General features: G+C 58.4%; 21 protein-coding genes. 9 read left to right on the forward strand and 12 right to left on the reverse strand.

Annotated elements, in window-relative coordinates; genetic code table 11:
- Positions 1 to 249 precede the first annotated feature (249 nt).
- The 9 genes from ACFQY0_RS06420 to ACFQY0_RS06460 all read right to left on the reverse strand — a co-directional run bounded on the left by ACFQY0_RS06420 (position 250) and on the right by ACFQY0_RS06460 (position 8,062).
- Positions 250 to 597, reverse strand: coding sequence for a hypothetical protein (locus ACFQY0_RS06420; protein WP_379710475.1), 348 nt, complete (start codon positions 595 to 597; stop codon positions 250 to 252).
- Between the two features lie 402 nt (positions 598 to 999).
- On the reverse strand, positions 1,000 to 2,151 hold the full coding sequence (locus tag ACFQY0_RS06425; protein ID WP_379710477.1) for a phospholipase D-like domain-containing protein: 1,152 nt from the start codon (positions 2,149 to 2,151) through the stop codon (positions 1,000 to 1,002).
- A gap of 85 nt (positions 2,152 to 2,236) precedes the next feature.
- Complete coding sequence (locus tag ACFQY0_RS06430) at positions 2,237 to 3,250, reverse strand: BON domain-containing protein (protein WP_379710480.1); 1,014 nt, start codon at positions 3,248 to 3,250, stop codon at positions 2,237 to 2,239.
- A gap of 206 nt (positions 3,251 to 3,456) precedes the next feature.
- Positions 3,457 to 4,953: a cardiolipin synthase gene (gene cls / locus ACFQY0_RS06435; RefSeq protein ID WP_379710483.1), complete on the reverse strand. Its 1,497-nt coding sequence runs from the start codon at positions 4,951 to 4,953 to the stop codon at positions 3,457 to 3,459.
- A 103-nt stretch (positions 4,954 to 5,056) separates the two neighbouring features.
- Positions 5,057 to 5,350, reverse strand: coding sequence for a DUF4235 domain-containing protein (locus ACFQY0_RS06440; RefSeq protein ID WP_379710485.1), 294 nt, complete (start codon positions 5,348 to 5,350; stop codon positions 5,057 to 5,059).
- Positions 5,351 to 5,450: 100 nt separating this feature from the next.
- Entirely contained in the window at positions 5,451 to 5,597 is a 147-nt protein-coding gene (locus tag ACFQY0_RS06445; protein ID WP_379710488.1) for a DUF1328 domain-containing protein, read from the reverse strand.
- A 292-nt stretch (positions 5,598 to 5,889) separates the two neighbouring features.
- Entirely contained in the window at positions 5,890 to 6,333 is a 444-nt protein-coding gene (locus ACFQY0_RS06450; RefSeq protein ID WP_379710491.1) for a DUF2383 domain-containing protein, read from the reverse strand.
- Positions 6,334 to 6,377: 44 nt separating this feature from the next.
- Complete coding sequence (locus ACFQY0_RS06455; RefSeq protein WP_379710494.1) at positions 6,378 to 6,872, reverse strand: YciE/YciF ferroxidase family protein; 495 nt, start codon at positions 6,870 to 6,872, stop codon at positions 6,378 to 6,380.
- 233 nt (positions 6,873 to 7,105) lie between these two features.
- The gene (locus ACFQY0_RS06460; RefSeq protein WP_379710497.1) at positions 7,106 to 8,062 is read right to left on the reverse strand and encodes a DUF6807 domain-containing protein; all 957 of its coding nucleotides are present in this window, start codon (positions 8,060 to 8,062) and stop codon (positions 7,106 to 7,108) included.
- A gap of 130 nt (positions 8,063 to 8,192) precedes the next feature.
- Here ACFQY0_RS06460 and ACFQY0_RS06465 point away from each other — a divergent pair, with 130 nt between their 5' ends.
- Positions 8,193 to 10,313, forward strand: coding sequence for a RecQ family ATP-dependent DNA helicase (locus tag ACFQY0_RS06465; protein ID WP_379710500.1), 2,121 nt, complete (start codon positions 8,193 to 8,195; stop codon positions 10,311 to 10,313).
- An 804-nt stretch (positions 10,314 to 11,117) separates the two neighbouring features.
- Here the strand turns inward: ACFQY0_RS06465 and ACFQY0_RS06470 are convergent.
- On the reverse strand, positions 11,118 to 12,557 hold the full coding sequence (locus ACFQY0_RS06470) for a sulfatase (RefSeq protein WP_379710503.1): 1,440 nt from the start codon (positions 12,555 to 12,557) through the stop codon (positions 11,118 to 11,120).
- A 153-nt stretch (positions 12,558 to 12,710) separates the two neighbouring features.
- Between ACFQY0_RS06470 and ACFQY0_RS06475 the strand changes: the two genes are divergently transcribed.
- From ACFQY0_RS06475 to ACFQY0_RS06505, 7 genes are all read left to right on the forward strand, one after another.
- Entirely contained in the window at positions 12,711 to 13,709 is a 999-nt protein-coding gene (locus ACFQY0_RS06475) for an AAA family ATPase (RefSeq protein WP_379710506.1), read from the forward strand.
- Positions 13,710 to 13,717: 8 nt separating this feature from the next.
- The gene (locus ACFQY0_RS06480; RefSeq protein WP_379710509.1) at positions 13,718 to 14,575 is read left to right on the forward strand and encodes a DUF58 domain-containing protein; all 858 of its coding nucleotides are present in this window, start codon (positions 13,718 to 13,720) and stop codon (positions 14,573 to 14,575) included.
- Complete coding sequence (locus tag ACFQY0_RS06485; protein ID WP_379710512.1) at positions 14,575 to 15,279, forward strand: hypothetical protein; 705 nt, start codon at positions 14,575 to 14,577, stop codon at positions 15,277 to 15,279. The genes ACFQY0_RS06480 and ACFQY0_RS06485 overlap by 1 nt, the downstream gene beginning before the upstream one ends.
- Complete coding sequence (locus ACFQY0_RS06490; RefSeq protein ID WP_379710515.1) at positions 15,276 to 16,292, forward strand: vWA domain-containing protein; 1,017 nt, start codon at positions 15,276 to 15,278, stop codon at positions 16,290 to 16,292. Before ACFQY0_RS06485 ends, ACFQY0_RS06490 begins: the two co-directional genes overlap by 4 nt.
- A complete protein-coding gene (locus ACFQY0_RS06495) occupies positions 16,289 to 18,334 on the forward strand; it encodes a VWA domain-containing protein (RefSeq protein WP_379710518.1) in 2,046 nt (681 codons plus the stop codon). The genes ACFQY0_RS06490 and ACFQY0_RS06495 overlap by 4 nt, the downstream gene beginning before the upstream one ends.
- Positions 18,334 to 20,850 (forward strand): SH3 domain-containing protein, encoded by a 2,517-nt coding sequence (locus ACFQY0_RS06500; RefSeq protein WP_379710521.1) that lies wholly within the window; start codon positions 18,334 to 18,336, stop codon positions 20,848 to 20,850. Before ACFQY0_RS06495 ends, ACFQY0_RS06500 begins: the two co-directional genes overlap by 1 nt.
- A 277-nt stretch (positions 20,851 to 21,127) precedes the next feature.
- On the forward strand, positions 21,128 to 21,781 hold the full coding sequence (locus tag ACFQY0_RS06505; RefSeq protein ID WP_379710524.1) for a hypothetical protein: 654 nt from the start codon (positions 21,128 to 21,130) through the stop codon (positions 21,779 to 21,781).
- Positions 21,782 to 22,366: 585 nt separating this feature from the next.
- On the opposite strand, the gene ACFQY0_RS06510 is transcribed toward ACFQY0_RS06505, so the two are convergent.
- Positions 22,367 to 23,848, reverse strand: a complete 1,482-nt coding sequence (locus ACFQY0_RS06510) for a DUF1501 domain-containing protein (RefSeq protein ID WP_379710527.1) — start codon at positions 23,846 to 23,848, stop codon at positions 22,367 to 22,369.
- A gap of 9 nt (positions 23,849 to 23,857) precedes the next feature.
- Here ACFQY0_RS06510 and ACFQY0_RS06515 point away from each other — a divergent pair, with 9 nt between their 5' ends.
- Positions 23,858 to 24,037 carry a hypothetical protein gene (locus ACFQY0_RS06515; protein ID WP_379710530.1) on the forward strand — a complete coding sequence of 60 codons (180 nt, stop codon included), beginning with the start codon at positions 23,858 to 23,860 and terminating at the stop codon, positions 24,035 to 24,037.
- Here ACFQY0_RS06515 and ACFQY0_RS06520 read toward each other — a convergent pair.
- On the reverse strand, positions 24,030 to 26,894 hold the full coding sequence (locus ACFQY0_RS06520; RefSeq protein WP_379710532.1) for a PSD1 and planctomycete cytochrome C domain-containing protein: 2,865 nt from the start codon (positions 26,892 to 26,894) through the stop codon (positions 24,030 to 24,032). The genes ACFQY0_RS06515 and ACFQY0_RS06520 overlap by 8 nt on opposite strands.
- Between the last annotated feature and the right edge of the window lie 25 nt (positions 26,895 to 26,919).

Consider the following 26,919-nt stretch of genomic DNA (forward strand, 5'->3'; position numbering starts at 1 on the left):
ATGCTTAAGGCTTCGATAATTTCCTGTAAGTCCAAGAAGTGTAGGGAGTTGTGCCATGTTGAACGACTATTCCGTAGTCGGGCCCCGGTGTGAAAGCACCGCAGATTGCATGGCTTCGACAGCCAATTTGCAGTACTGCGCGCCGTCGGGGAATCGTTCCAATAGAGAGGTCACGGGGTAATGGTGGTGAAACAAAGAAGCCCCAAGGAGACCCTTGGGGCTTCGAGTGAGAATGCGAACCTGGTGCTTTTAATCCTTCGCGTCGGCAGGGGATTCGTCGCCCTGGCCTTCCTCGTCGTCATCTGGCAGATCGACGTCGACGGTCGGCACTTCGATTTCGACCTTTTTCGATCCTACATCGATGTCCGGTCCGTCAATATCAACCTTCGGAAGCTTGCCTCCCTTGGCATCAACATCCACGGAGGGAAGTTTTCCCTCTTCGGTGACTTCCACCTTGGGCATTTTTCCCTTCTCGGCGTCGACGTCGATTGATGGCATTTCGCCTTCTTCGACCGTATCGACATCACATGACGACAGGGAGATCACAGCAAAGGCGCTGACCAGGGCGGTGGTGTAACTTGTAATAGAACGTTTCATTGGTTGTTTTGGTTTCGGTTTCTTTGGGATGATCTTACCCACGACGTGTGAGAATGTGTTCCTAACTCCCAGTAGCAGTTCGGGTGCGAATCTTCATTGGTGGTTCGTAAGTGACTGAAGGTGAACAAGAAAGATTCGTAAAGGTTGGGGTGGTCCTTCTCCCGAAACTTACTGATTGTTGCGGAATGCAACACGAATTTTGAAGGGTAGTGCATTTTGAGGAAGGGGGGTTCTTACCAGGTTTCGAAATTTGCCGCGGGATGCCTGCCCATACTTGAGCATCTGTTAGGTCGAGCTTTCGCTTGTGATGGGGGGAGCCTCGGTGAAACCCTTGAGGAAGATGATGACTCCCGGACGATAGAGGTCAGCCGCGGGGGTCTCCCGGATCCGCACCCCAATGACTTAGAGCATTGGACGCAGGCAATGGGAGACGGAATCGAAAGCCTTGGTGGTCCATGGACGTGACTTCCATTTGTCGTAATGGATCTCCTCCGCGCAGGCGAGGTCATCTTCGAAGAGCTGGTGGTGCTCGCTGGCGAGCTCTCTGTTTGTCACCAGGAGACTGGCTTCTTCGTTGAGAGTCATCGAACGAACATCAAAGTTGGCGCTGCCAATCAGTAGTTGGTCGTCGTCGGCCAGGAAGAGTTTCACATGGATCAGCGTCTTGTTGTATTCGAAGATTCGAACACCGGCTTTGAGGAGTCCGCCCCAGTCGTGGCGTGACGCCAAGCGAGTCACGCGTTTGTCATTGTGCTGACCCGCGCTAATGATCTCGATCTCGACGCCTCGTTCCGCAGTTTTCTCGACGAGTTTCAGAAATTCATCATTGAGCACGAAATAGGGTGAGATGATGCGGACCCGTCTCTGTGCCCCATTGAGGAGTTTGGCGTAGAGATCCAGAAAAGAGCATTTCTCATGGAGGGGATCGCTGGCCACCAACTGGCATCGGTAATGACCGGACTCGTCAGGATGAGTGACAGTTGTTGGCTCTGAGGAATCACGGGCATCGTCGGACTCCCAATGAGTAAAGAAGAGTGAATGCATGTCCGAAACCACCGGTCCTTCAATTCGATAGTGATTATCCCGCCACTCATTGGGATTTCGCGCCTCACCCGTCCACTCGTCTGCAATCCCAACTCCTCCAATAAATCCAATGGTACCATCAACCACCATGAGTTTGCGGTGACTGCGATGATTGCTTTTATTGAGGTTGAGCCACTCGATCGGTCGGTGAAGGTGAACTTTTACGCCTGCCTCCCGCATGAGTTCGATCAACTTTTCTCCGAGATCGGTCGATCCATAGGCATCGATGACGACGCACACGCAGACGCCGCGCTGTGACGCCGCTGCAAGGGACTCCGCGAACTGCCTTCCAATCTGGCCATCCCAGTAGATGTAGGTCTCGAGGAGAATTTCGTCCCTCGCTTCACGAATGGCCGAAAGCATCGCCTCGAAGATCTCGTCGCCATTCACCAGAGTTTCAATCCGGTTGCCCTCCCTGTGGGGGAAATTCAAGGAATTGCGGGAGGAGTTCTGATGAAGGTCGGAATGCATGGTTTCGTGTTCGTGATCTGTTGGTGCGGTCAGGGACTTGCACCCGTTGATCGTCAATTCGATAGGGGATCGTTGTTGGGGCTTTCTATTTCAGATCCAGATGACTGAGCTTTTCATCTGGGCGGACCTGATAGGCATGGATGATACTCGTGACGCCGGGTAAGCCGCGGAGATTTTCACGAATGGCTTCGTCGGAAGACCTACCCATGCTATCTCCATTGATCACGAGACGCCCGCCGACAAGTGTTAGAGAGAGTCCGGCAGATGTGATTCGGGGATCCTTCTCGATGAGGAGCTCAGCGATTTTCAGAGTATCTGCGGCAAAAAGGAGTTTTTCGGACATCCCGCGAATGGTGAGTGACGAATCGATCTCCAATTGATCTGAGTTGCAGGTGAGGACGCCCTCAATCATCGAATTCATCACCAGTCGCTCCTTCAGATCGGCTGTCGGTACTTTGCCGGCGAGGTAGAGGTCACCCTCTTTGAGGGTGAAGCTGATGGGGAGGTGGAAGAGTAGGGGGTCTTCGAGTAGTCGAAGATAGAGATTGGCTTCGATGGCGCTCGTGGAAGGAGATGAAAGTGGATGAACCCGGATGGCCGACCGGATGCTTGTGACTCCCTCGATTCGACTGGCCAATTCGCGCGCGGCCTCGATTTGATTCATTGATGCCACTGCTCCGTTGAGAACGAGATGCCCCTCGTCATCGACCCTGGCGCTGAGTGTCGCGCCCTCCAGGGCGAGTGCCTGCCGAAGACGTTCATCGGCATCATCTTCAATCTCCGCTGCAGGTCTATCGACAGTTTGAAAAGTAATTTGTTGTAACGCGCCGTAGACTTCATCGGTGGCGTAGACGGTTGCGGCAATCCATTCAGCCTGGTCGAGAGTCAGCACCGACGCACTGACGATGGCAACATGATCGGAGACACTTACATCAAAACTGGCTCCGTCCATTTTGGGCGACTCATGGAGAAAGTTTCCAATGAGGCTGGCTCTTTCGTCATCCGACTGGGGGCCGATCTGCGGAGTCGCGCCCGACGGGGCGCTCAAGCTGACGAGAGCGCTGACGGCGAGCGTGGCTATGTTCGAAAGACCTTTCATACCGGATACCGATAATCCGTTGCAGGTCGGGTGCCGGGATCTGAAATATCCATAAGGTGCGGAGAGACAAAGGGTTAGCCCTTTTTCTTCAAAGCGGTTTAGCAAGTGGTAGTGCAATTTAACCGGCGTGGTGAGTGCAACTTGCATCGCTTCTTGCCGCGGGTAGGCCTCGAATTTCGTATCGAATCCTCCGTGGGCTGGTCGACTCACTGGATCGGAGCCAGAAGACGGGCAACGCGGACTCCCATTCGATAGAAGAGGCTCTTACCTTTCAGATCATCAGCGGTCGCCAAGCGGCTGTTGCTGAAGTCATTTTGAAGCATTTCTTCAACCTCCGCAGCGAAGGTGCGGTCCTTCACCGCGACCATGAGTTCGAAGTTGAGGCGAAGGGATCGGTTGTCGAGGTTCGCACTTCCTATCGATGCAAAATCGTCATCGACGAGTAAGACTTTCTGATGCATGAAGCCGCTTTGGTAGCGCCAGATCTGTACGCCGGCGCTCTCCATTTCCTTCAGGTAAGAGAACGAAGAAAGCTGAACGAGTTTGGAGTCCGAGGTGTCCGGAATCAGAACCCGGACGTCCACGCCCCGAGCGGCGGCGAGTTGAAGAGAGATGACAAGGGCCTGGTCCGGGACAAAGTAGGGAGTGGCGATCCAGATTCGCTCCTTCGCAGCATGGATGCACGCGTGAAAGAACAGGCTGCAGGTCTCCATCGGGTCCGCGGGGCCGGACGGAACGCCAACCGCGAGCGCATCCCCTGCGGCCTTTTCATCCGCGTCTTCGAGGTCCCACTTCAGGCCCTCGATGTCCTGCCCGGTTGCCCAGGTCCAATCTTCAATGAAGGGGACCTGGAGGCAGATGACCGCAGGACCGGAGATTCGAAGATGACTGTCCCGCCAGGGCGTGAGAACCGGATGTTTTCCGAAATACTCGTCACCCACGTTGTGGCCGCCCACAAAACCGACCTTGCCATCAACGATGATCAATTTGCGATGGTTGCGGAAATTGATCTGGAAGCGGTTGGGCTCCTTGTCAAAGTCCATGAATGAAGTCACGTGAGCTCCGGCGTCACGCAACTCCTTCACGAACTTTCCTCCCAGACCGATGCTACCATAGTCATCGTAGATGAGATAGACCTCGACGCCTGATCTTGCTTTTGAAATCAGCCGCTCCTTCAGCTGTTCTCCCGCGGTGTCATTTCGAATGATGTAGAACTGCACGAGGACGTAGTCCTTGGCGGCGTCGATCGCCTCGTAAGCGGAGTCGAAGGTATTCTGCCCATCCACCAGCAGCTTCACCTGATTGCCCTTGGTGACGGGAAGGGAGGACAAACTGCTGAGGGTCGAGATCAGTTCATGGGGTCCCGGGCTGACCACTTCATCGGCACCGAGATCGAGGATCTTCTGGAGCGCCACGGGGCGGACCTCCGCGACTCCGACCATTCTTGTAGATGCGTAGTCTCCGATCGTCGAGTTTCCGAATATCCACCATGCGGGGACGGCGACGACGGGGATGGTATTGAGTGAGATGGCCCAGGCGATGGCTCCTTGGGGTGTCCGTGTGCTCATCACGGCAGAGACAGAATAGATCAGTCCCATAAGGTGGAGAACGACGCGAAAAACCGCCCAGACCGGGCGGCGCTTGAGTTTGGCAAAACCGAGAAACCGCGAGAGCCACGGCATCTTCTGGCCGGTCAGTACCATGAGACTCCTGAATCGGCTGCGAATGGGGGAAATGAGATTCACGAGCGTGTTCAGTTCATGGACGTCGGGCGGGTCAAAGTGGGTTGAAAGGGCGCGAGGATGCTTACTCCAGCACGTCACTCATTTCGTAATCGTAACCCTCGGCAGGCACTTCGGTGTCCGCCATCCAGCGACGAACGGCGAGGCGGGCGAGGCCCCCAACGATCCCAGAAAAAACGGTCCATGCCACGGCATCCTTCCATTCGACCTGAGGGTGGGCAGGATTCCTCGGAGGATCATCCTTGGTGATGGCGTGGTAACCCACACCGGCGATTGAACGCGCCGCGCGGGCAGCGATGGCGGGAGCCAGGAGGCTCACGGCAATCAGTCCCAGTGATTTGGATGTAGGTGATTTCATTTGGGTGTTAGAGGCGGCAGGCCTGGCAAGTGGACTTCCTGCTCATGTTCGGAAACGTGAACGGTGGACAGCCCACCCGCCAGCCCGGCCTCTAATCTTGTTAGAGAATGAACATGACGATCGCAAGAATCACGAACACGACCAAGAGGAACTTGGCGATTCCAGCGAACTGCGTGGCGATTCCTCCGAAACCGAAAACGGCTGCGATGAGGGCGAGAACTCCAAAGGCGATAGCAAGATTTAACATGGTAGTAGTTGGTTGAAGTGCGGCTTTGTGCAGCACGTGAATTCCTTTTCGCAGGAACAGTGCCACTCGCGGAAACCCGCGTTTCTACAGGCTTTCAGGGGATACCGGGAGGGCAAGCTTATCTAATTCGCCTGAATTCCGTGCAATTTGCACGGGGCTTCCGTGCGCTAAACTCAATCATGAACCTTGGAGCGTCGGCTTCTCTTTCGATCATCACGCAAAAAGCCTCCTCATCCTGAAGATGAGGAGGCCTTTCTGCTGGTGCAGTTTTACTGTCGGTCGACGCTTTTAATCAATTGCTGAGGCGCTTCAGGGCAACGATGTGCTCGTTGACTCGAGGAAGGAGTTCGGAGCGGATCATGGTTTTGCAATCCATCATGACGACGTCGTCCTTGAGAGCATCTTCATACTCACTTTGGCCGTGCTCTTCGCCTTGAAGGAGAGCGGAGATTGCGGAGTTCTCACCGAAAAGGTTGGCGGCTCCCTGGATCGTCTTGGCGAAGGTGCCCCATGCTCCCGATTCAGTGCTGGGAACCCCGCCCATCTCGGTCACGTTGACAATGAGACGATTTACCGATGTCAGGTGCTCGTCCTTGATGCGCTGAAGCTCGCCGAGTTTTGGATCGCCGTCGAATTTTTCGATGACCTGCGCATAGGTTTCCACTGCGGACAGTTCTCCGCGGAGGAGGCTGTTACAGACTTCGATGCATTCTTCGTTTTGGGTACTTGTGTTCATAATGATGTTTGTAGATTTCGGATTTAGATGGATGTAATAACTTCTCAGGCGATCATTGCTTTGAAATTGATCACCCGCTCGGCGAGCTGGGTCAGATGGCGGTCGGCCAGCCCTTCTTCTTCAAGGGTCTCTCGGAGGGCATCGGCGATTTCGTGCTTCCCAAGCTTGGTCGCGAGCGCGACGGCGGTGCCGTAGGCGGCAATTTCGTAGTGTTCGACGCGCTGCGCGGCGGCAATCAAGCCTGCGTCGCGGACTTCCGCTTCCGCATCTGCGCTGATCATGCCCTCGCCTTCTTTGATGAGACCCGCCATGGCCTGACAGCGATGACCGCCTGGCTCGAAGTCCAATCCTTCAAAGATTTTTTCAAGTCGGACGACGTGTTGCTCGGTTTCCTTCAGGTGGTCCCTGAAAGCTTTCTTCAGGTCCGTGTGCTCTGAAGCCTCGGCCATTTTAGGAAGGGCATCAACGAGTTGGGTCTCAGCGCTGTGCAGATCCTTCAATTCGTGGACCAGTAGTTTTTCAAGGTTTTCAAGTTTCATAATCATATCGGGTGGTTCTGTGAGTCCCTCCATCTCCCTCGCACTATCGGTGCCAAGCCCTCTCAGGAAGCCGGAGAGTCGATAAAACAAGGCCTTTGCGATGATGCCGCTCTATTTGATAGCTCACCGTCAATTGCAGTCTGCAAGGCGTCGTTGCAGCAATGCAGCATCAATTTGAAGATGGCGGTCGAAGGAGCACGCTCTATCTCTCGACGGCCAGCGCGTACGGTCCGTCAGCGCGCGAAGTTCCGCCACTCTTCATCAAGGTCTGCCGATGATTTGCTCCCTTCGTGAAAAAGAATCCGATAGCGGAGAGTGAGGGACTCACCTTTTTTCAGATGGTGGTCGCCCACGTGTCGGTCCTTTTTTCCCTCGAAGTCGTGCTGACCGAACGGATTGGCGGCGAGAAGACCGTAGTCTCGGGCATGCCACCATGTCGGGTGCCGGAGATTCGCCGGGTGATCGAACATCGCGACTACCGCTGGTTGACCGAAGGCATCAGGTCCTGAATAAGCGACCCACTTGGCGCGTTTTCCCCAGGCATTGCGGTTCTTTTCTCCGTTGCTGTTGGTGATGGATCCCTTGGCCAGCTCCCCCTTTGAGCGCAGGGTGGGGGCGACTCGCACTCCGGCGGTGCCTTCCTTGGTGTCACCAAGGAGGACGTCACCATGGGACGCTGTTAGGACGGACTGGCTATCAACCAGTCGGGTTTTACCCCTCGAGATGATGGTATAGTTGCGCCTCTCGGTGAGGTGAATGATGTCACCCTCCTTCCATGACAGCATCACGGAAAATTCCGCCGTGTTGGTGGTGAGGCCGTCGATGGTTTCAGAGCGTGTTCTCCGCGGTCCGAAACTTTTGTGAACGATGCGTCCCTTTTTCTCCAGGTGCTGTGCCCAGAAGTCCACGCCATTGACGAGCCCGTGGGTGAACCAGACTGAGACGTGATGCGGATGGTCGTGCTCTTCTCCGGAGACGTTCTCGTCAAATGGGTAGTTGCGCGTGAGTCCTGCACCGGACGAACTGATGATCGGGTAAAGGCAGGGAACGAGTCGATCGCTTCGATATTCTGTGAAAAGCTTGCCGCCGATCTCGATGCGGAGGCGCTCGTCAGCTTCGGTCAGAGTGATTTGGGCACCGAGTGGAGAGGCAGCGGCGAGGGTAAGGACGAGCGAAGTGAGCGATTTCACGGGCAGGAAGTTTGATTTCAAACCACTATCGCTTTTTCGTTGCCGACGGCAATTCCCCAATTGTCTGGGCAGCATTGGATGATCCCTTTCTTGACCCTAAGGCCCAAAACCCGTTCGTTTGAACAAGACCATGTCAGCCGCTGCCAAAACTCTGATTCAGACGCCACTCGAAGCCTTGGAAAGGCATTTCGGGCATCGGGCGTTTCTGGACGGTCAGGACCGCGTGATTGAGCAGATCACCAGCGGCAAGGACGGTCTGGTGGTGATGCCGACCGGGGGCGGTAAATCGCTTTGCTATCAGCTTCCGGCGCTGTGCTTTGAAGGCGTGACGTTGGTGATTTCACCGCTGATCGCGCTGATGAAGGATCAGGTCGATGCCTTGGAGGCGAAGGGGATCGCGGCGACGGTGATCAATTCGACGGTACCTTGGGAGGAGCAGAAGGAGCGGCTGAACGGAATGCAGTCGGGGAAATACAAGCTCGTCTACGTGGCACCCGAACGCTTCCGCGCGGAGTCTTTCCTGCGCGCGCTCGAGGGCATCGAGGTTTCGCTTTTCGCAGTCGATGAAGCGCACTGCTTGAGCCAGTGGGGCCACGATTTCCGGCCGGACTACATGCGGCTCGGCAAGGCGCTGGAGAAAATCGGGCAGCCCCAATGTGTCGCTCTAACCGCCACGGCAACGCCGACGGTGCGGGCGGACATCATGAAGGTGCTGCGCCTGCGTGAACCCTTCGAAGTGGTCAGCGGCTTCTCGAGGCCGAATTTGTCGCTGTCGATCACCGCGGTGGAGAAGAAGGCTCAGAAGTTGGACCGAGTGAAGGCGATCGTGAAGGAGCACAAGACGGGAATCGTCTACTGCGCGACGCGGAAGAAAGTCGATGAGGTCAGCGAGGTGCTGGCATCGTGGGGGATGAAGGCGATCGCTTATCACGGCGGGATGAGCGATCAGCAGCGCGAGAAGGCGCAGAACATCTTCCTGCAGCGCAAGGCGGACGTGGCGGTGGCGACGAATGCATTCGGCATGGGGATCGACCGCGCGGACGTGCGCTTCGTGATCCACTACGAGGTTCCGGGCAGCATTGAGGCCTACTACCAGGAGGCCGGACGTGCCGGGCGCGATGGGGAGGCGGCGGTGTGTGAGTTGCTCTACAATTATGCCGACACGAGAACGCAGGAGTTTTTCATCGATGGCGCGAACCCCGGGGCTCAGGCGATCCGCGATGTCTATCAGTACTTCATTGATGAGGCGGACGATGACTACGAGGTTCATCGTAGTATCGAGGATATCACGGAAGGCGCAGGTCTGAAGAACTCGATGGCGGTGAGCAGCGCGGTGGCGGCATTGGCACGGGCGGGCTACATCGAGCGCTTCGATATCCCGGGGAAAAGGTTGCGCGGCACGCGGCTGAAGAAACCGCAGGTGTCGGCGGCCGGCATTGAACTCGATGAGGAGGCGCTCGAGGAGAAGGACCGCCGCGACCGGGAGAAGCTCAAGGCGATGGTCGAGATGTGTTACGCGCGCGCCTGCCGACAGCAGTGGATTCTGGAATACTTCGGCGAGGAAAATGCCGATGTCTGCGGAAGCTGCGATGTCTGCTGCGATGATGGCGGAAGCACGCGAGCGGCGACGGAGGAAGAGCACCTGATTGTCAGAAAGGCGCTTGCCGGGGTCGCACGGATGTCGCGCAAGAGCTCGGTGGGGTGGGAAGGACGCTTCGGAAGGGGGAAGATCGTGATGATGCTGACGGGGAGTCGCTCGCAGGATGTGATCGCGGCGAAGCTCGATCAGTTGAGCACCTATGGGATTTTGAAGGAGCTGGGGACCGGCTACTTGAACAGCCTTTTCCGTGCGATGACCGACGGCGGATTGCTGCGGGTCGAGACCGGGGAATACCCGCTGCTGACCCTGAGTGAGCGTGGTGACCGAGTCATGCAGGGCTCGAAGTCCTATCGGCTCGTCTGGCCATCGAGAACTGAAGGGGGACCGGCTGTGGTTGAGGGATTGGAAGATCAGGGCTTTGACCCTCAGCTTTTCAGCATCCTGCGGGATCTACGATCGAAGCTGGCGAAGGCGGAGAGCGTGCCGCCCTATGTGGTGTTCAACAACAAGACCCTGGAGGCGCTGGCGCGTTATCAGCCTTCGACTAGGGATGAGGGATTAGCGGTGCCGGGGATTGGCGAGGCGAAGGCGCAGCGTTACTTGAGGCCGTTTCTGGATGCGATCCAAGTGTGGAAGAAAGCGAAGTCTTAGGAGGATTGTAAATTCGAATGAAGAAGGTTGTGGTCTATTCGGCTTTTGGTTTGTGGCTTCTATCAGTAGTCGTTTTTGCTCCGATTGGTTTTTTTGAAACCGTTCCGCCAGAGGTTAGGGATTCACCCGTCGTTCCATATTTAGTCGGCCTGTATTTTCTTATCTCGCTTTTCGCACCGTTCTATTTTTGTGCGACGAGGGTTAGTAGGATTTCTGACGTCTAAGGTTCCAGCTTGATCGTGAGTCTTGTGGGTGTGACCCTGGGCAGGGAAGGCTTCGGGTGGGTTTTTTTGAAATCGGTCCAATTTGAATCTTGAGTGGGCTTGTTTCCTCATTAGCGTTCCTGATTGAATGAAGGTGATCTTTTCGACGCTGGTATGCCTATTCAGTGTGTTGAACTATTCTTGCACCATTTATGTGAAGGACGTGATCACAGGTGAGGATCCCTCCGGTCCCGGTTATAATGAGGCCTATAGGATGGCAGTTGCTGGAGGTTCGAGTCATGAGTCGGCTCATCGACAAGCTCTTTTGGCCGCATCCACCCGCAGCTCTAAGGTCGAAGAAAGAAAGGAAAGGGACCGAGAAAAAGACAGGGAGAGGGAACTGATGGGAGGTGAGTCTTCTTCAGGTCTGATCGATTGGAGATGGGACTAGCCATAGCAAGGGGGCTTCGTGGAGTGTGGGCAGCCGCTGCCGCTGTCCGTGTGACAGCCCTGCTGTCCTCGGCGGAGAAGCGCTTGCAGCCCGGCTCGCAGCAGGGCTGCTTTGCCAAACAGCGGCAGCAGGCTGCCGGCAGTCCACGGACTACTTCGCTTTGGGCTTGTAGCCTTTGTTGAGCTCGGTGGGGACGGGGGCTTTGACGTCCTTGCGCCACGCCTTGAGCATGCGGTGGAGCTCGGCGGCTTTTTCGGGATGGGTAGCGGCAAGGTTGTGGCGTTCGCCGAGGTCGGACTCGAGATCGTAGAGTTCGATGCGACCGTCTTCAAAGTACTCGTGGAGTTTCCATTTTCCCATGCGCATCGCCGAACCGGGTCGGGTGCGGAAAGCTGGGTCGTGAGCTTCGTAGTCCTTGTTGCCGTATTTCTGAAGGTAGATGGGGAAGTGCCAGAAAAGTGCCCGCTCTTCGATTTGACCTTTGCCATCGAAAAGGGGGACGAGCGAAACGCCATCCAGAATCGTGTCGGCGGGGGCCTTGATGCCAGCGACGTCGATGAAGGTCGGGAAGAAGTCGGTGGCGATGACGGGTGTTTTGCAGGTGGAGTCGGCAGGGATGCGACCGGGCCATCTAACAACAAGGGGTTCGCGGATGCCGCCTTCGAAATAGGAGCCTTTTCCGGAACGGTATGGCTGCTGGCTGGAGAGGTTCTGAACGCCGCCGTTGTCGGAGCAGAAAACGACGAGGGTGTTTTCTTCGAGACCGAGTTCCTCGAGTCCGTCGAGGATGCGGCCGACCCCCTGGTCCATCTTCTCGATCATCGAGGCATAGGCGGCATTGACGGGCTTGTCCTTGTAGTGGCCGACGAATTCCGGGACGGCTTCGATACCGGTGTGGACGGAGTAGAAGGCCATGTGGAGGAAGAAGGGTTTTTCCTTGTTCGCGCGCATGAACTTGAGCGCCTGGTCGGAGAAGATGTCGACGCGATGGGTGCCTTTCGGATACGAATCGTTGAATCTTTTCATCGGGCCCCGCGAGAAGGGCGAGAAGTAGCCGCCGCCGCTCGGGCCGCCGGACTTGTCGCCGCCGATGTTGATGTCGAAGCCTTGCTGGGTGGGATCGGGGCCGAGGTGCCACTTGCCGAGATGGATGGTCTTGTAGCCGCCTTGCTGAAGGGCGCGGGCGAGCGTCATTTTCTCCGGCGGGAGGAACTCGGTGTTCTTGATCGGGATGAGCTTGCGGTCGCGCGAGTCTCCGCGGTCGGAATTCCCAACGGTGTAGACTCCGTGGCGCGGCGCGTACTGGCCACTGAAGACGGCGGCGCGGCTGGGGGCGCAGTTGGCAGCGGGAGCGTAGGCCTCGGTGAAAAGCATCCCTTCGCGACGCAGTTTGTCGATGTTCGGGGTGCGGTAGCGCGGGCTGTTGAAGCCGACGTCCATCACACCGAGGTCGTCGACGTTGAAATAGACGATGTTCGGCCGAGCGAAGTCTTCGGCATGGGAGGCTATCGGGGCGGTGAGCGCGACGGCCATGATCAATCCGTGAGCAAGCCGGCGAAGGCCATTCGGGCGGAAGGTGATGGGTTCCATGGCCCATCAATACGCCGATGAGACGGGGTGTTTCAGCAAATTTCCCGAATTGGACATCCTGATGAAAAATATGAGGTTGGCATGTTTCCGGGGTGAGGGTGATAAAGCGGGACGGATCGCTTCGTTTTGAAGCCTCCGGTTCCTTTCCAAATCATGACGGTAGAAAACGCCAGCGAGATCCAGCAGCAGATTGAAGCCCACAGCGCGAAACTGAATGAAGTCCGTGCGGTCATCAGCACGGTCGTGGTGGGGCAGGAGTTGCTCGTCGAGCGCTTGCTGCTGGCGATGCTGTGCAATGGTCATGTCCTTCTCGAAGGCGTGCCGGGCGTGGCCAAAACGCTGACGGCGAGCTCGCTGGCCAGGGCGGTTCATGCGGAGTTCAGCCGGATCCAGTTCACGCCCGATCTGCTGCCGGGTGACCTGACGGGGACCCTGGTCTATGATCCGCGCGATCACAGCTTTTCGGCGGAAAAGGGACCGGTGTTTGCGAACCTTCTGCTGGCGGATGAAATCAACCGGGCACCGGCGAAGGTGCAGTCGGCGCTGTTAGAGGCGATGCAGGAAAAGCAGGTGACGCTGGGGAAGGAGACTTTTTCGCTGCCGAAGCCCTTTCTGGTCCTGGCAACGCAGAACCCGATCGAGCAGGAGGGCACCTACACACTTCCCGAGGCGCAGGTCGACCGCTTCATGTTCAAGCTGAAGGTCGGTTATCCGAGCATGGAGGAGGAGCTGAAAGTGGTGCAGCGGATGGCGAGAACCCAGGCTCCGGCGGAGGTACAGCCGGTCCTGAGCTTGCCCGAGTTGATGAAAATGCGGGAGTCTTTGGAAAGCGTGTTCATCGATGAAAAGGTCGAGCGATACATTGTTAGGCTGATCGATGCGACGCGTTTTCCGGCGAAGTATGATCTGGATATCGAGCGCTATCTTCGATTTGGTGCCTCGCCGCGGGCCTCGATTTATTTATCGCTGGCGGCGCGTGGTCACGCGCTGCTGAGCAAACGAACCTACACGGTGCCGCAGGATGTGAAGGACGTGGCGCACGATATTTTGCGACACCGTCTGGCAATTTCCTATCGTGCGGAAGCGGAGTCGATCACTTCGGATGATCTGCTCGACCGAATTCTATCGAAGGTGCCGATTATCGAGGAATGATCGATGAAATGGAAAGTCGGCTTCGGCTGCTTGAACTGAAATGCCGTCGGCCGGTGGAGCATCTGCTGGTCGGCGAGTATCGATCGGTGTTTCGCGGACAGGGCGTCGAGTTCGAGGACGTGCGACCGTATCAACCGGGCGATGATGTCCGGATGATGGACTGGAAAGTGACGGCGCGGACGGGCACCGCGCACATCAAGCGCCACATCGAAGAGCGTGAGCAGTTCATCTACCTGCTGGTCGATGTCTCGGCCTCGATGCTGGAAGGCGAGGGCGGTCGCAAGCGCGCGACGATGGCGGAGCTGGGATCGCTGATCACGATGTCGGCAATCGGGAATGGTGACCGGGTGGGGCTGGTGCTTTTCACCGATCGGATCGAGCTGATGATTCCTCCTTCGAAGGGTCGGCAGCATGGACTGCGGATCATGGAGGCGTTGGTGGGATTCCAGCCGGAAGGTCGGGAGACCGCATTCAACGAGGTGCTGACACGCTTCGGTCACATGGCCCGGAAACGTTCCGTCGCCTTCGTGATTTCGGACTTCCTGGCGGGTGACTACCTTGACGATCTGAGCGCGCTGGCGCTGCGGCACGATCTGAATGCGGTGAACTTGTTAGAGACCGGTGGTCTGGAGTCGGAGGAAGATGGGCTGGTGCGTTTGGTGGACTCGGAGTCGGGTGAGACCCGCTATGTGGATCTGAGAAAGCGCAAGCTGGCGGACGAACGGCATCATGAGGCGCTTCAGGAGCAGATGATGGAACGCGGAGTGAGTTTGATGGAGCTCGGCGTGGGAGAAGACTGTGTTTCGGCGCTGGCGGGATTTTTCCGCGCAAGGCAGCGGCGATTGGCCGATGAAACCGGAGGATGATGAAAGTCGCGCTCATGGTTTCGGTGATTTTCGGATGCTTGCTTGCGGTGGCGCAGGCCGGCTCGGGGATGGCGGTGGAAGTCGTGCCATCCACCGTGAAGCCGGGGGAATTGTTTGAGTTGCGGGTGACGATGGAGCGCGAGGAGTTCGGGCGCTTTGAGCTGAAGATTCCGGGACATGACCATCTGCATCGGGTGGCGGTCGAGGAAGTGCCGGTGCGGCTGGAAGATGGACGCTATCGGCAGCAGGAAACCTGGCTTTTGCAGGCGGACTCGTCGGGCGAGTTTGTGATCGATGGGGGGCTCGCGTTGTTAGAGACCCACGAAGGCATCGAGGAAGTGAAGCTGGAGCCGATTCGGGTGGAGGTGCTCCCCTTTGCGACGGTGGATGAAAGCAGTGAGCCTTTGGAGTTTCCGGAGGAGATTGATGAAGTCGCTGAAGGTGGTCAGGTCGCGTGGATCATTGGCGGTGTCCTGATGGCTTTGGGTTGTTGGTGGTGGATGCTCAAATCAAATCGCACGGGGGTGGTCGAAGAGGTCGCGGGGAAGTCGGAGATGGATCTCAGCCCGGAGAATCTGGAGCGCTTGCTGGACGAGCGCGATTGGTCGGATGAGGCGCGGCAGGCCTTGTCGGAGGTGGTTTACGGCGGCGGAAAGGATGTCGAGCGGGTGATGGAGATCTTGCGGAAGGAGGAGGCGCGATGAGCTTTGCGTATCCGTGGTTGTTAGGTCTGATTCCGCTGCTGGCCTTTCTGATGCTGCGCAAGCGTCGGGTGTCGGGTGGCTTGCCGGTGGCATCGGTGCGGCTCTGGGAGCACGTCGGAGAAGGCCGGGCGCGCTATCTGTGGGTGCTGCGCTGGCTGAAGTTCTTATGCGTCGCGTTCCTGATCACGGCGCTGGCGCGGCCGCAGGCGGGATCGACGAAGAGTCTGCAAGTGACCGAAGGCATCGCGATCCAGTTGCTCGTCGATGTGTCGAGCAGCATGGACATGAATATGAACCTGCCCGATGGCGACAAGCGCACGCGGATGGAGGTGTCGAAGTCGCTGGTCGAGGATTTCATCGCCGGGGATGGGGAGAACTTGGTGGGAAGGGCGGACGACCTGATCGGGCTGATCACTTTTGCGCGCTATCCGGACACGCGCTGTCCGCTGACTTTTGGACATCCGGCACTGCTTCAGTTGGTGCGTAGCCTGACGGTGCAGGACCGGCCGAACGAGGATGGCACGGCCTATGGCGATGCGCTGGCCTTGGCGGCGGCGCGTTTGAAGCACCTCGACGAGATCGAGGTGGAAGGTCGAGGGGCGATCGGTGGCGAGGTGGCGAGCCGGGTGATCGTGCTTCTAACAGACGGTGAGAACAACTCGGGCAATCACATGCCGCTGGAAGCTGCGGGCTTGTCGAAGGAATGGGGGATCAAGGTCTATTCCATCAGTCTGGGCGATCCGATGGAGGGAGCGTCGGCCCCGCTGCTTTCCCCTGCGGAAAGAGTGCTCGATCACATCAGCCGCGAAACCGGTGGGGTGTTTCGCAAAGCGCACGACTACGATTCCTTGAAGGCGGTTTATGAGGAGATCGACAAGCTTGAGCGCTCGAAGATCTCATCGCGTAATTTCAATGAGACCACCGAGTGGTTCTGGCTGCCACTGGCGGCGGGTCTGCTCGCTCTGATGGCGGGATTGCTGTTGGAGTCCACCCTGTTGCGAACGACCTCATGAACTACGTCGCGATTCAATGGCCCTGGATGCTGCTGTTGCTGCTGGCGATCGTGCCGCTGGCAGGATTGCTGGCGCGGGCGCGGAAAAAGCGGGCGGCTCTGAGACGGAAGCTGGGGCTGGAGCCGACGAAGGGCGAGTTTGGGAGAGATGCACTGCGGGTGATCGCGATGGTTCTGCTGGTGCTGGCGATGTCGCGTCCGGGCTATGCGCCGGAGCGTCGCTCGGTGTCGCAGAGTGGACGCGATGTGGTATTTGCGATCGATGTTTCGCGCAGCATGCTGGCGGAGGACGCGCATCCCTCGCGACTCGAAGCGGCGAAGCAGGGCGTGCGCGATGCCTTGGAAGGATTCGGGACGGAACGTGCCGGCTTGGTGATCTATGCGGGGAGCGCGACGATTCTCTGTCCGCTGACCTACGACTACGATTTCGTGCGCTACATGCTGGAGCAGGTCAGCCCACGGGCGGTGGATTTTGGCGGGACGACGGTGCTGTCGGCGGTCGAGAAGTCGGTGGACAATGTTTTCTCCGATGAACGGAGTGGCATGCAGGACCTGGTGGTGCTGAGCGATGGCGAAGATCACGTGCCGGATACGAAGCGGGTGGCGGAGTTGTTAGAATCGCGTGGGGTGGATCTGCTTTTGGTCGGCTTGGGAGATCCGACGTCGAGCAGCCGCATCCCGATCGAGAATGAAGAAGGCGGGAAGAGTTATTTGAAGCAGGATGGCGACTTTGTTTCGACGCGACTCAACGAGGAGGTGCTGCGCGGGCTGGCGGAGGATTGCAGGGGGGCGTCGTTCGTCGCACCGGGCACGGCTGCTTTCGATCTCGGGGACTTGTATGCGAACTTCGCGATGGACAAGCCGGCGGAGGGCGCGGTGGGGGCGGATAGTTTTGTGGTGTATCGCGAGGCGGGCTTCGGGCTGATTGCTGTGGCGCTGGTGCTGCTATTACTCGGTGGTCGGATGGGTCGGGCGGGGATCGGGGTGATGCTGATGTCGCTGGCCTTCCTTCAGCCGATGCGTGCTGAGTCGGTGGTCTTCGATGAGGCGCGGGCTTTGCAGGTGGAGGGGAAATTTGATGAAGCACTGGAGGCCTACGGCGAAGTGGAAGGCCAGACGTCTTTTCAAACGGCGGCGATTCGTTTCAACCAGGCGCTCTGCTATCTGAATCGTGCCGAGGGGCTCGCGGGCGAGTCGCCGGGCGGGGCCTTGGAGGCGGCGCGTCAGGCGCAGCGGTGTTTTCTTGAGGCGGCTCGGTTGGATCCGGGCTTGGAGCGGGCGGGGAGGCGTCTGGATTCCACGGCGGTGAGGATTTCCGCGTATGCGGCGGCACTGAAGGAAAAGGAACAGGAAGAGCAGGCGCTTCAGGAGAAGCTCGATAAGATCATCGAGCACCTGAAGGAGCTGCACGAGAAGCAGAGCGAACTGAGAACGAAGGTCGCGGAGCGGTTACCGAAGCGAGGATCTAACAGCTCGCCACCGGCGTCGGGTGAGGGAGAAGAGTTTGGCAGGGAACAAGGGTCTCTGAAGTCCGAGGCGCAATCGATTGAAGGTGAAATGACGGCGTTGGATCAGGAGATGCTTGCCGGAATGCCAGAGGGCACGCCGCCGGAAATGAGCATGATGCGCGTGCCGCTGCGACTGATGACCGAGCTTCTGGGAGCTCAGGACAAGGCACGGGAAGCGCTTGCCGAGTGGTCGAGATGGGCGGAGTCGGCGGCGCAGCAGCAGGTAGCAATTCTCAAGATTGAGGAGATCCTTGCGATCCTCGAAGGCGGTGATTCGGGCGAATCCGAGGAGGGCGAGGATGATGAAGGGGAGTGGGACGAGGAGGGCGATTGGGAGGACTACGAGGACTCGGAGGATGGCATGCCTTCATCGATGCCGATGGAGGGCGACCTGGCCGCGGGAAGCGAGATGGCGCCGCTGCCGGTGCCGAATTATTCGGCCGAGGAGCTTTTGATGGAGGAGCAGGGGAACATGCAGTTCCGCGAACAGCAGCGGGCGAAGGGCCAGGCCGGAAAGGTGGAGAAGGATTGGTGATGAAAGGCTTTCTAACATTTTTGGCGATGCTCTTGCTGGCGGGCTTGGTCCGCGCGGTGGACGAGGCGGTGAAGTTGCCGGTGAAAATGGTGGAGCTGAAGTTCCGCGATGCATCGTGGTTCGAGGGGGTGACGGCGACGGCGATGGTGACACTCCCGGAAATGGCGGAGGAGGCCGAGGAATCGCCGGAAGGCGCGAATGGCGTGGCGGTGATTTCGGTGGAAGTGCTCGAAGCGGAGAACGGCAAGGGCGCGGTGGCGATGATCCAGTGGTTGCCGCAACGGGGAGGTGCCGTGGTGTTTCCGGCGCTGGAGTTTGTTTCGGAGACGACGAGCTATCAGTCCGAGGCGAAGACGGTGACGATCAGCGTGCCGCGTCGATCCGACGAGATGGAACTGAAGATCACTCCGGCGAAGAAGACGATCTACGCGGGCGAACCGCTGCGGCTTGATATCGAGTGGCACTGTCGCGTGCCGACCAAGCGGCTGAGATCGATGCATTGCTACCCGGACTTCTTCAACGACCCGAAGATCGAGGTGCTGGTGCCGCGCAGTGTGGTGCCGGAGGAGCGGCAGATGGGGATGCCCTTTGGCGGGCGTCGGGTGATTGCGGAGCGGGATGCCCCGGGGGAAGGCGATGGTTTGGGAGTGGTGAGGTTTCGGACCTTTTTACGGATCACCGAACCGGGAAAATTCAGTTTGCCGGCGGTTCGACTGGAGTGCGCGCGCCTGATGCGTGATGGCGGGGCCTTCGCGCCCTACGCGGCCTACTTCAACAACGGCTTATTTGATGCGGTTCCGGAGGGCGAGGCCTATGAACGGGTCTTCACGGAGTCGGAGCCGATCGAAATCGAGGTGTTGCCGCTGCCGGTGGAGGGGCGCTTGGAGTCCTTCAGTGGCTTGTTCGCGCCCTGCAGGATCGAGGTTTCGGCGAAGCCGACGGAGACCGAGGTGGGGCAGTTGGTGGAGCTTGATTTGAAAGTCAGCTCGGAGGCGCCGCACGGCTTTCTGGAACTTCCGCCCCTGACAAAACAGCGGGCGCTGCGAAGCTGGTTCAAGGTCGATGCGGAGTACGGTCGGGCCTGGCATGATGAGGGGACGATTTTCCGCACCCGCGTGCGCCCGCTGACAACAAAGCTGGAATCCCTGCCCGGGCTGGAGTTTGAGATTTTCGATCCGGCGAGCGGTGAGTATCAAATGCTGAGAACCGATGAGATTCCGCTGCGCATTCTTCCTCGGGACGGCCGGGATTATTTCGACGCGAAGACGCTTGGCGGCGATGAGCCGAGTCTAACGGACACGCCGGACGGGATTTGGCAGAATGCGGAGATTACGACGATGGATGAAATACTGAACATGCTCTGGAACTTTGTTGATCGATACTTCTGGTTCCTGATGGCGATGGGCCCGGTGATGTTTGCCGTGCTGCTGCCGTGGGTGAAGGAAAGGCGACTGCGGGCCTTGAGTCCGGAGTATCGGGCGCGAAGGATGGCCTACGATGCCTTCACCCGCTTGCCGGAAGGGACGGTGGAAAAGTGGGAGGCGTTTCGTGGCTTTGTGGCAACCAGTCTCGGCGTGGAGCCAGCGGCGTGGACCTCGGGCGACGCGCAGCAGCGATTGAAGGAGCTTGGGGTCTCGAAGGAGGATGTGGATTTGGTGGTGAGCAGTCAGGAGTCGCTCGATGCGCAGGCGTTTTCGACGGAGGCGAAGACGGCGAAGATTCCCGAATTGAACGGTTTGGCGAAGCGGATCGGCCAGGCGCTGAGTCGCTCGTTGGTGGTGATGCTGCTGATCTTGTTAGTCGGCTCGGCGATGGGTGAGGAGGCCGATTGGGAGCGGGCGACGAAGACTTTCGATCAGGCGTTCGAAGCGGAAGCGGGGAGTGAGGAGACGCTTTCCCGCTTTGCCGAGTCGGCACTGATTTTTGAAGCCTGTGCGCGGGATGGCCAGTATGCGGGAAAGGCCTGGCTGAATGCGGGGAATGCCTGGTTTCAGGCGGGAGAGATTGGTCGGGCGATTGCTTCATATCGTCAGGCGGAAGTACTGCGGCCATTCGACTCGACGATTCGCGACAACCTCTCCGCGGCGCGGGCGCTATCGGTCGACGTGGTGGTGGACCGCAAATCAGCGTGGTGGCAGCAAGTGCCGAGCTCGTGGATCAGGATGGCGATGATCGTGACCTCGTTCGCCTTCTGGGGTCTGGGGCTTGCCTACCTTCGGTATCGCAAGCGGGGCTTGATCGCTGGCGCGGGATTCGCGCTGCTCCTGTTAGGGGGCGCAGGAGGGCTTTTGTTGGTCGCGGTGAAGCGCGATGGACGCGAGGGCGTGATCGTCGTGCCGGAGGTGTTTGCGAGGAAGGGGCCGTCGTATCGGTATGAGACGGCGTTCAACGAGGCGCTGCACGACGGGCTTGAGATTGAAATCGTCGGGAGGCGGGATGGTTGGGTGGAGGTGGAGCTTGCGGATCAAAGGAGGGGATGGGTGCCTGAGGGGCAGGTGCAGGGGGTTTTTAGGTGAAGATGTCTTTTATGCCCTTGGCGAGCTTCACGTAAAGTCGGGTAAGTAGCGCGAAAAGAAGAACCCATGGTTCCCAGATCAAAATTTTTACTCCCGAGGGGCTGAGTCAGATTTTTTAGGATTATGACCTATTCTTGTCTAAATTTGCACGTAGTCCCGTGCCTTCGCTCATCAGGGCTGTTGGCATCGGGTGATGTGTAAGTTTGGTTCTGAGCTTGAATAGGTGTTGTTCTGATATAGCTTTGTCTGAATTAGTTGTAGGTCGTCCATGGGAAGCTTGAAAACATTGATAAGAACCTGGATGGGCATTGGTCTTGTTCATTATCTTTGTGGGGTCTCCGCCTCAGCAGCGACCTTGCTATTTTCATTTACAGGACAGATCACCGAAAAGAGGGGTCGGGACGTTAGTGTGTTCACCGGAGAAGTAGGCGGAGAGTTTACTGGATTCTTCAGCTATGACACGAGTTCATTGAATGAGAGTCGTTCTTCTTCTGGCTTCTACGATCTAATCGACTTCAAACTAGATGGCCGATCTTTGAATGTGTCGACCGGCCCCGAGATACCCTTCCGTGCAGGCGTTTTTGTTCATGATGGTGGGGACTCCGACGACTGGCTTGAGGTCCGTGGGTTTTACCTTCCTGCTATGGCGACTGTCGGAATTGACGGATTTAACGACAACGGAGCAATATCGATATGGCTCTTCGATTCTACGGGTGGAGCATTCAGTGATGGGATTCTTCCCGAAGCGATCGACTTGAGTCAGTTTGATGACACTCGAGCGATCGGTCCGATCTTTGGAGTTTCTCCATTTGGACCAAACCGCGATGAGGGTTTAATCACGGGTGTCAATCTGATACCCGAGCCAAGGGCGTTAGCGCTAGTGATGACAGGATTAATTTTGATGAGCCTGAAGAGAGTCGTGGTAAGATAGTCTGAAATACGCATCGCATGGAAAGCTCAGTAAAGGATTGAAGGAACTTCCATGAAGTCTTCTGGATGAGGAAACTGGTTCCACGAGAGGGTGGCCGCCTGAAGAGAATCAGGCGAAAATGGATTTGGCGAACTTCGGGAAAGTGCAACGGTGAGGGGAGGTGTTCTGGCTTGTTCGCGGTAGGGCTTCGGATGGGGGTACCCGGGGTGGCGCTCGTTCCTCGCTTACCCCGGGCTATGATCTTTGGCCCCTTCAGGGCACTTGAAGGGTCGCGTCGCGTCGCGTAAAAGGCTGCGCCTCACGCGACTGTTTTTGGGAGGGATCGGGATCGGGGCGCAGGCATAGTTTTTGCGAGAAGGGTTCTGTTTGAACGCCGTAGGCTGCGGAGTGCGTGCAGCCTGCTGCCGCTGTTGGCCAATGCAGCCCTGCTGCGAGGCGGGCTGCAACGAGTGCTTCGCCGTGGACAGCAGGGCTGTCACACGGACAGCGGCAGCAGGCTGCAGCAGTCCACGGGGCTGCACCCAAGATGGAGAGTTGTGGCGCCTTCATGATCGGTAGGCGATCGGCGGAGAACTCAGGCAATCATTAGGTGAGGATGTCCTTCACTACCTTCGCGGGTTTGACGCCGGTGAGCTTTTGGTCGAGGCCTTGGAAGGGGAAGGAGAGCTTTTTGGCGTCGAAGCCGAAGAGGTGGAGCAGGGTGGCGTGGAGGTCGCGGACGTGGACGGGCTTGTCGACGACCTGGTAGCCCATCTCATCGGTTTCCCCGTAGGAAATGCCGGGCTTCACGCCGGCACCAGCCATCCACAGCGTGAAGGCATTCGGGTTGTGGTCGCGGCCGACGAACTTGTTCGCGTCGCCGCCACCGCGGTTTTCCTGCATCGAGGTGCGGCCGAATTCTCCGCCCCAGACGACCAGGGTGTCGTCTAACATGCCGCGCTGTTCGAGGTCGGTGAGGAGAGCGGAGATGGGTTTGTCGATCGAGTGGCACTTCTTTTTGAAGCCTTCGTTGATGGCCTCGCTGGCACTTGCGCCGTGGGAATCCCAACCCCAGTCGAAGAGCTGGATGAAACGCACGCCGTTCTCGGCGAGCTTGCGGGCGAGCAGGCAGTTGTTGGCGAAGGATTCCTTGCCGGGCTGGGTGCCATACATTTCGTGAACGTGCTGTGGTTCGTCCTTGATGCTCATGACTTCCGGCACGGAAACCTGCATGCGGTAGGCCATTTCATACTGGGCGATTCGGGTGATGGTCTCCGGATCGCCGAAGTCCTCATGGGTCTTAGTGTTGAGTCGGGCGAGCGAGTCGAGGGCGGCGCGGCGGACATCCCGGGTGATGCCGGCGGGGTTGGCGGCGTTGAGGACGGGATCGCCGGTGGAGCGGCACTGGACACCCTGATAGACGGAGGGAAGGTAGCCGCTGCCCCAGAGTGAGGCGCCGACGCGGGGAAGGCGACCGCCGGAAATAAGGACCATGAAACCGGGGAGGTTCTGGTTGTCGGTGCCGAGGCCCCAGCTGACCCATGAGCCCATCGCGGGGTGGCCGAGGTTCTGGTTGCCGGTGTGGACGACGAGCTGGGCCGGGCCGTGGTTGAACTGATCGGTCTGCATCGACTTGATGAAGCAGAGCTTGTCTGCGTGCTTGGTAAGCTCAGGGAGCCGGTCGGAAATCCAGGCGCCGGACTGGCCGTGTTGTTTGAAATCAAACTGGGGGCCGAGCATTTTCGGAACACCCTGAATGAAGGCGAAGCGCTGGCCTTCAAGGTATTCCTGCGGGCATTGCTTGCCGTCGAATTTGGCGAGAGTCGGTTTGTAATCGAAGAGTTCGAGCTGGCTCGGGGCTCCGACCATATGGAGGTAAATGACGCGCTTTGCTTTGGGAGCGAAGCTGGGCGCGAGGGCGGCGAGGGGATTCGAAGGGTCGTGCTCGATGTGAAGTTTGCCGGAGGCCTGGGCGAGGCCTTGACCAGCGAGCCACATGCCACCGAGCCCGGTCGAGCAGTCCTTGAGGAAATGACGCCGGGTTAGGTGATTGAGTCCGGCCTGCTGGAGGTGTTGGAGCAAGTTCATGGATGGCAGATGGCAGATGGCAGATGGCGGATGGTGGATGGTGGATGGTGGATGGTGGATGGTGGATGGTGGATGGCGGATGGCGGATGGCGGATGGCGGATGGCGGATGGCGGATGGCGGATGGCGGATGGCGGATGGCGGAGGTCCAAAATCTATCATCCACCATCCATCATCTACTATCTACCTAGTAATCGCTTCGTCGAGGTTGAGGAGGACGGAGGCGACGACGGTGTAGGCGGCGCCGTCGGGGGTGCCGGCGAGGCCTTTCATGGTGTCGGGGGCGGCGGCGTAGCGTTCCTCGAGATCTTCGAAGAGGGAACGTAGTTCGGCGAGGCGGTCGGGTGAGGGTTCGCGGGAGGTGGCGACTCGGAAGCCGAAGGCGAGCCGGGCGTCGAGGTTGCCGGTGGTTTCATATTTCATGCACCGTGCGAGACCCTGAGCGCATTCATGGAAGGCGGGGTCGTTGAGGATGGTGAGGGCCTGGAGAGGAGTGTTGGAGACGAGGCGACGTTTGGAGCACATCTCACGCGTCGGGGTGTCGAAGGTGATCATGGAGGGATAGGGAATACTGCGTTTCCAGTAGGTGTAGATCGCGCGACGGTAGCGGTTGGGCTCGCCTTCCTTTGGGGTGTCCCATTTGTCTGCGGCAAAGGGTGTCCAGACACCGGGAGAAATGGGCGGGTGCACGGGTGGCCCACCAACCTTTGTAGTGAGAAGACCGGAGACCGCGAGGGGGGTGTCGCGGGCCATTTCGGCGCTGAGTCGCTGACGCGGACCGCGGGCAAGGAAGCGATTGAAGCGGTCGCGCTCGAGAAGCTCGGGGCTGATGCTGGCATCCTGACGGTAGGTGGCGCTGGTGACGATTTCACGGATGAGCGTCTTCATGCTCCACTTCATGTCGGTGCTGAAGCGCAGGGCAAGCGTGTCGAGCAGCTGGGGATGGTTTGGTTTTTCGCCGGCCGAGCCGAGGTCCTCGGGGGTTGGTGCAATGCCGGTGCCGAAGAGTTCGAGCCAGAATCGGTTGACGGCGACGAGGGCTGTTAGAGGGTTTTGCGGCGAGGCGATCCACTTGGCGAGATCAAGACGGGTGGCTTGCTTGCCCTCGGGCTTGAGTTCCGGGAAAACGCCGGGAGTGTCGGGTTCAGGGATGAGTTCACCCTTTTCGAGCCAGTTCCCGCGGATGAAGACGTGGGTCTGTCGTAGGTAGGCGGGGTCGCGTTCGCGCATGGTGGGAACAGTGGTGCGCGGGATGGCGTTCAGTTCCTTGCGGGCGGCGTCGAGCTTCTTTTTCAGGTCGGCGATGATTGGATCGCTGTTCTGGATCGTCCATGCGGGGTCGTCGGTAATGGAGAGACGGCCGCGTTTTGAAGCCATTGGGAAACTTGCGAGAATGGTGCCGCCGTTGTGGATGGTGACCTTGATCCGCGTGCCGGGTGGAGTGGCAACGGGTTCGTTCGGGACGACGATGGCATGACGGGGGCTGAAGGTCTTTGAGTAGGTGCCCCAGCCGCGACCTTTGCCGCTGATGGAGTTGTTAGAGTTGAAAAGCGGGTGGGCTTCGTCGGCGATGACCTCGGCCAAAGCAACAGGTGTGGCCTTGTTGTCGGCGTCGATGGTTTCAATCGTGATCTTCTGAAGCAAGGCACCCCACTCGGGCGTGTGTTTGGCGGTCTCTTCATCGAGTGGGAGAAACTCGATCTTCAGCGCACTGAGCTGAGGAAGATCGGTGGGAAAGGTGAGCTGATAGACCGCACCGGAGGCGACGTTCGAGTCCGAGCGGTATTCCTCGCGGCCCTGGTGCTCGACGATGCTGAGCTTGGCTTTGGTCGCGGTGGCCTGAGCGTTCTTCATGGGTGCCCAACGGGAATTTACGTCGATTTCCGAGCGGAGTTTGTGGAGGGCTGCTTCGGTTTCGCGGATGGTGGTCTGGAGTTCGTTGGACCGATGGTATTGGGTGTCGGCGAGTGGGACCTGAAGCTTCGGGAGGTCTTCACTCAAGTCGGCATCGACGGACTGATTGAAGAAGGCGACGAACTCGTAGAATTCTTCGTGTTTGATCGGGTCGTAAGGGTGGCTGTGGCACTGAACGCAGCCGAAGGTAAGGCCCTGCCACACTTCCCAGGTGGTGCTGACCCGGTCGAGCACGGCGGCGACACGAAATTCTTCATCGTCGGTGCCGCCTTCGTCATTCACCTGAGTGAGGCGGTGAAAGGTGGTGGCGATTTTTTGATCGAGCGTGCTGTTCGGGATGAGGTCGCCGGCAAGTTGATCAATGGTGAACTCGTCGTAAGGCTGGTCGCGGTTGAAGGCATCGATGAGCCAATCGCGGTACTTCCAGACATCGCGCCGACGATCCATCCCGAGGCCTTCGGAGTCGGCATAGCGGGCGAGGTCGAGCCACATGCTGGCCCAGCGTTCACCGAAGCTCGAGGAGGCGAGCAATCGGTCGACTTGCTTTTCATAGGCCTCCGGCGAGGTATCGGCGATGAAAGCATCGAGCTCGTCGAGAGTGGGGGGAAGGCCGGTGAGGTCGAGGGAGAGACGACGGAGCAGGGAGGCTTTGTCGGCTTCCTTCGAAGGTGTTAGATTCTCGGCTTCGATGCGGGCGAGAACGAAGCGATCGATGTCATTGCGTGGCCATGAGGTGTTGGTGACCTTTGGGACGGCGTGCTTCTTAGGAGGAGTGAATGACCAGTGTTCTCCCCATTGCGCGCCTTCCTTGATCCATTGGCGGAGGGTTTCGATTTCGTCAGGTTTGAGCGGTGGGCCGTGCTCGGGCTTCGGCATGACTTCATCTTCATCAGTGGAGAGGATGCGTACCATCATTTCGGAGGCATCGGGATCGCCGGGGACGATGACGGGTTTGCCGGATTCGCCTTTTCCGAGGGCCTGTTCGCGGTAGATGAAGGAGACTTCTCCGGCTTCCTTGACGCCGCCGTGGCATGCGGTGCAGTTGGCGTTGAGGATCGGTCGGACGTCGTGGGCAAAGTCGACTTCCGCCGTGGCCGGAAGGGTGAGAAGAAGGATGGGAAGGAGTTGTCTCATCAGAAAAGGGTTCGAGAGCGCTTTC

Origin of the sequence: Haloferula chungangensis (assembly GCF_042664875.1) — a bacterium.
Taxonomy (GTDB): Bacteria; Verrucomicrobiota; Verrucomicrobiia; order Verrucomicrobiales; family Akkermansiaceae; genus Haloferula; species Haloferula chungangensis.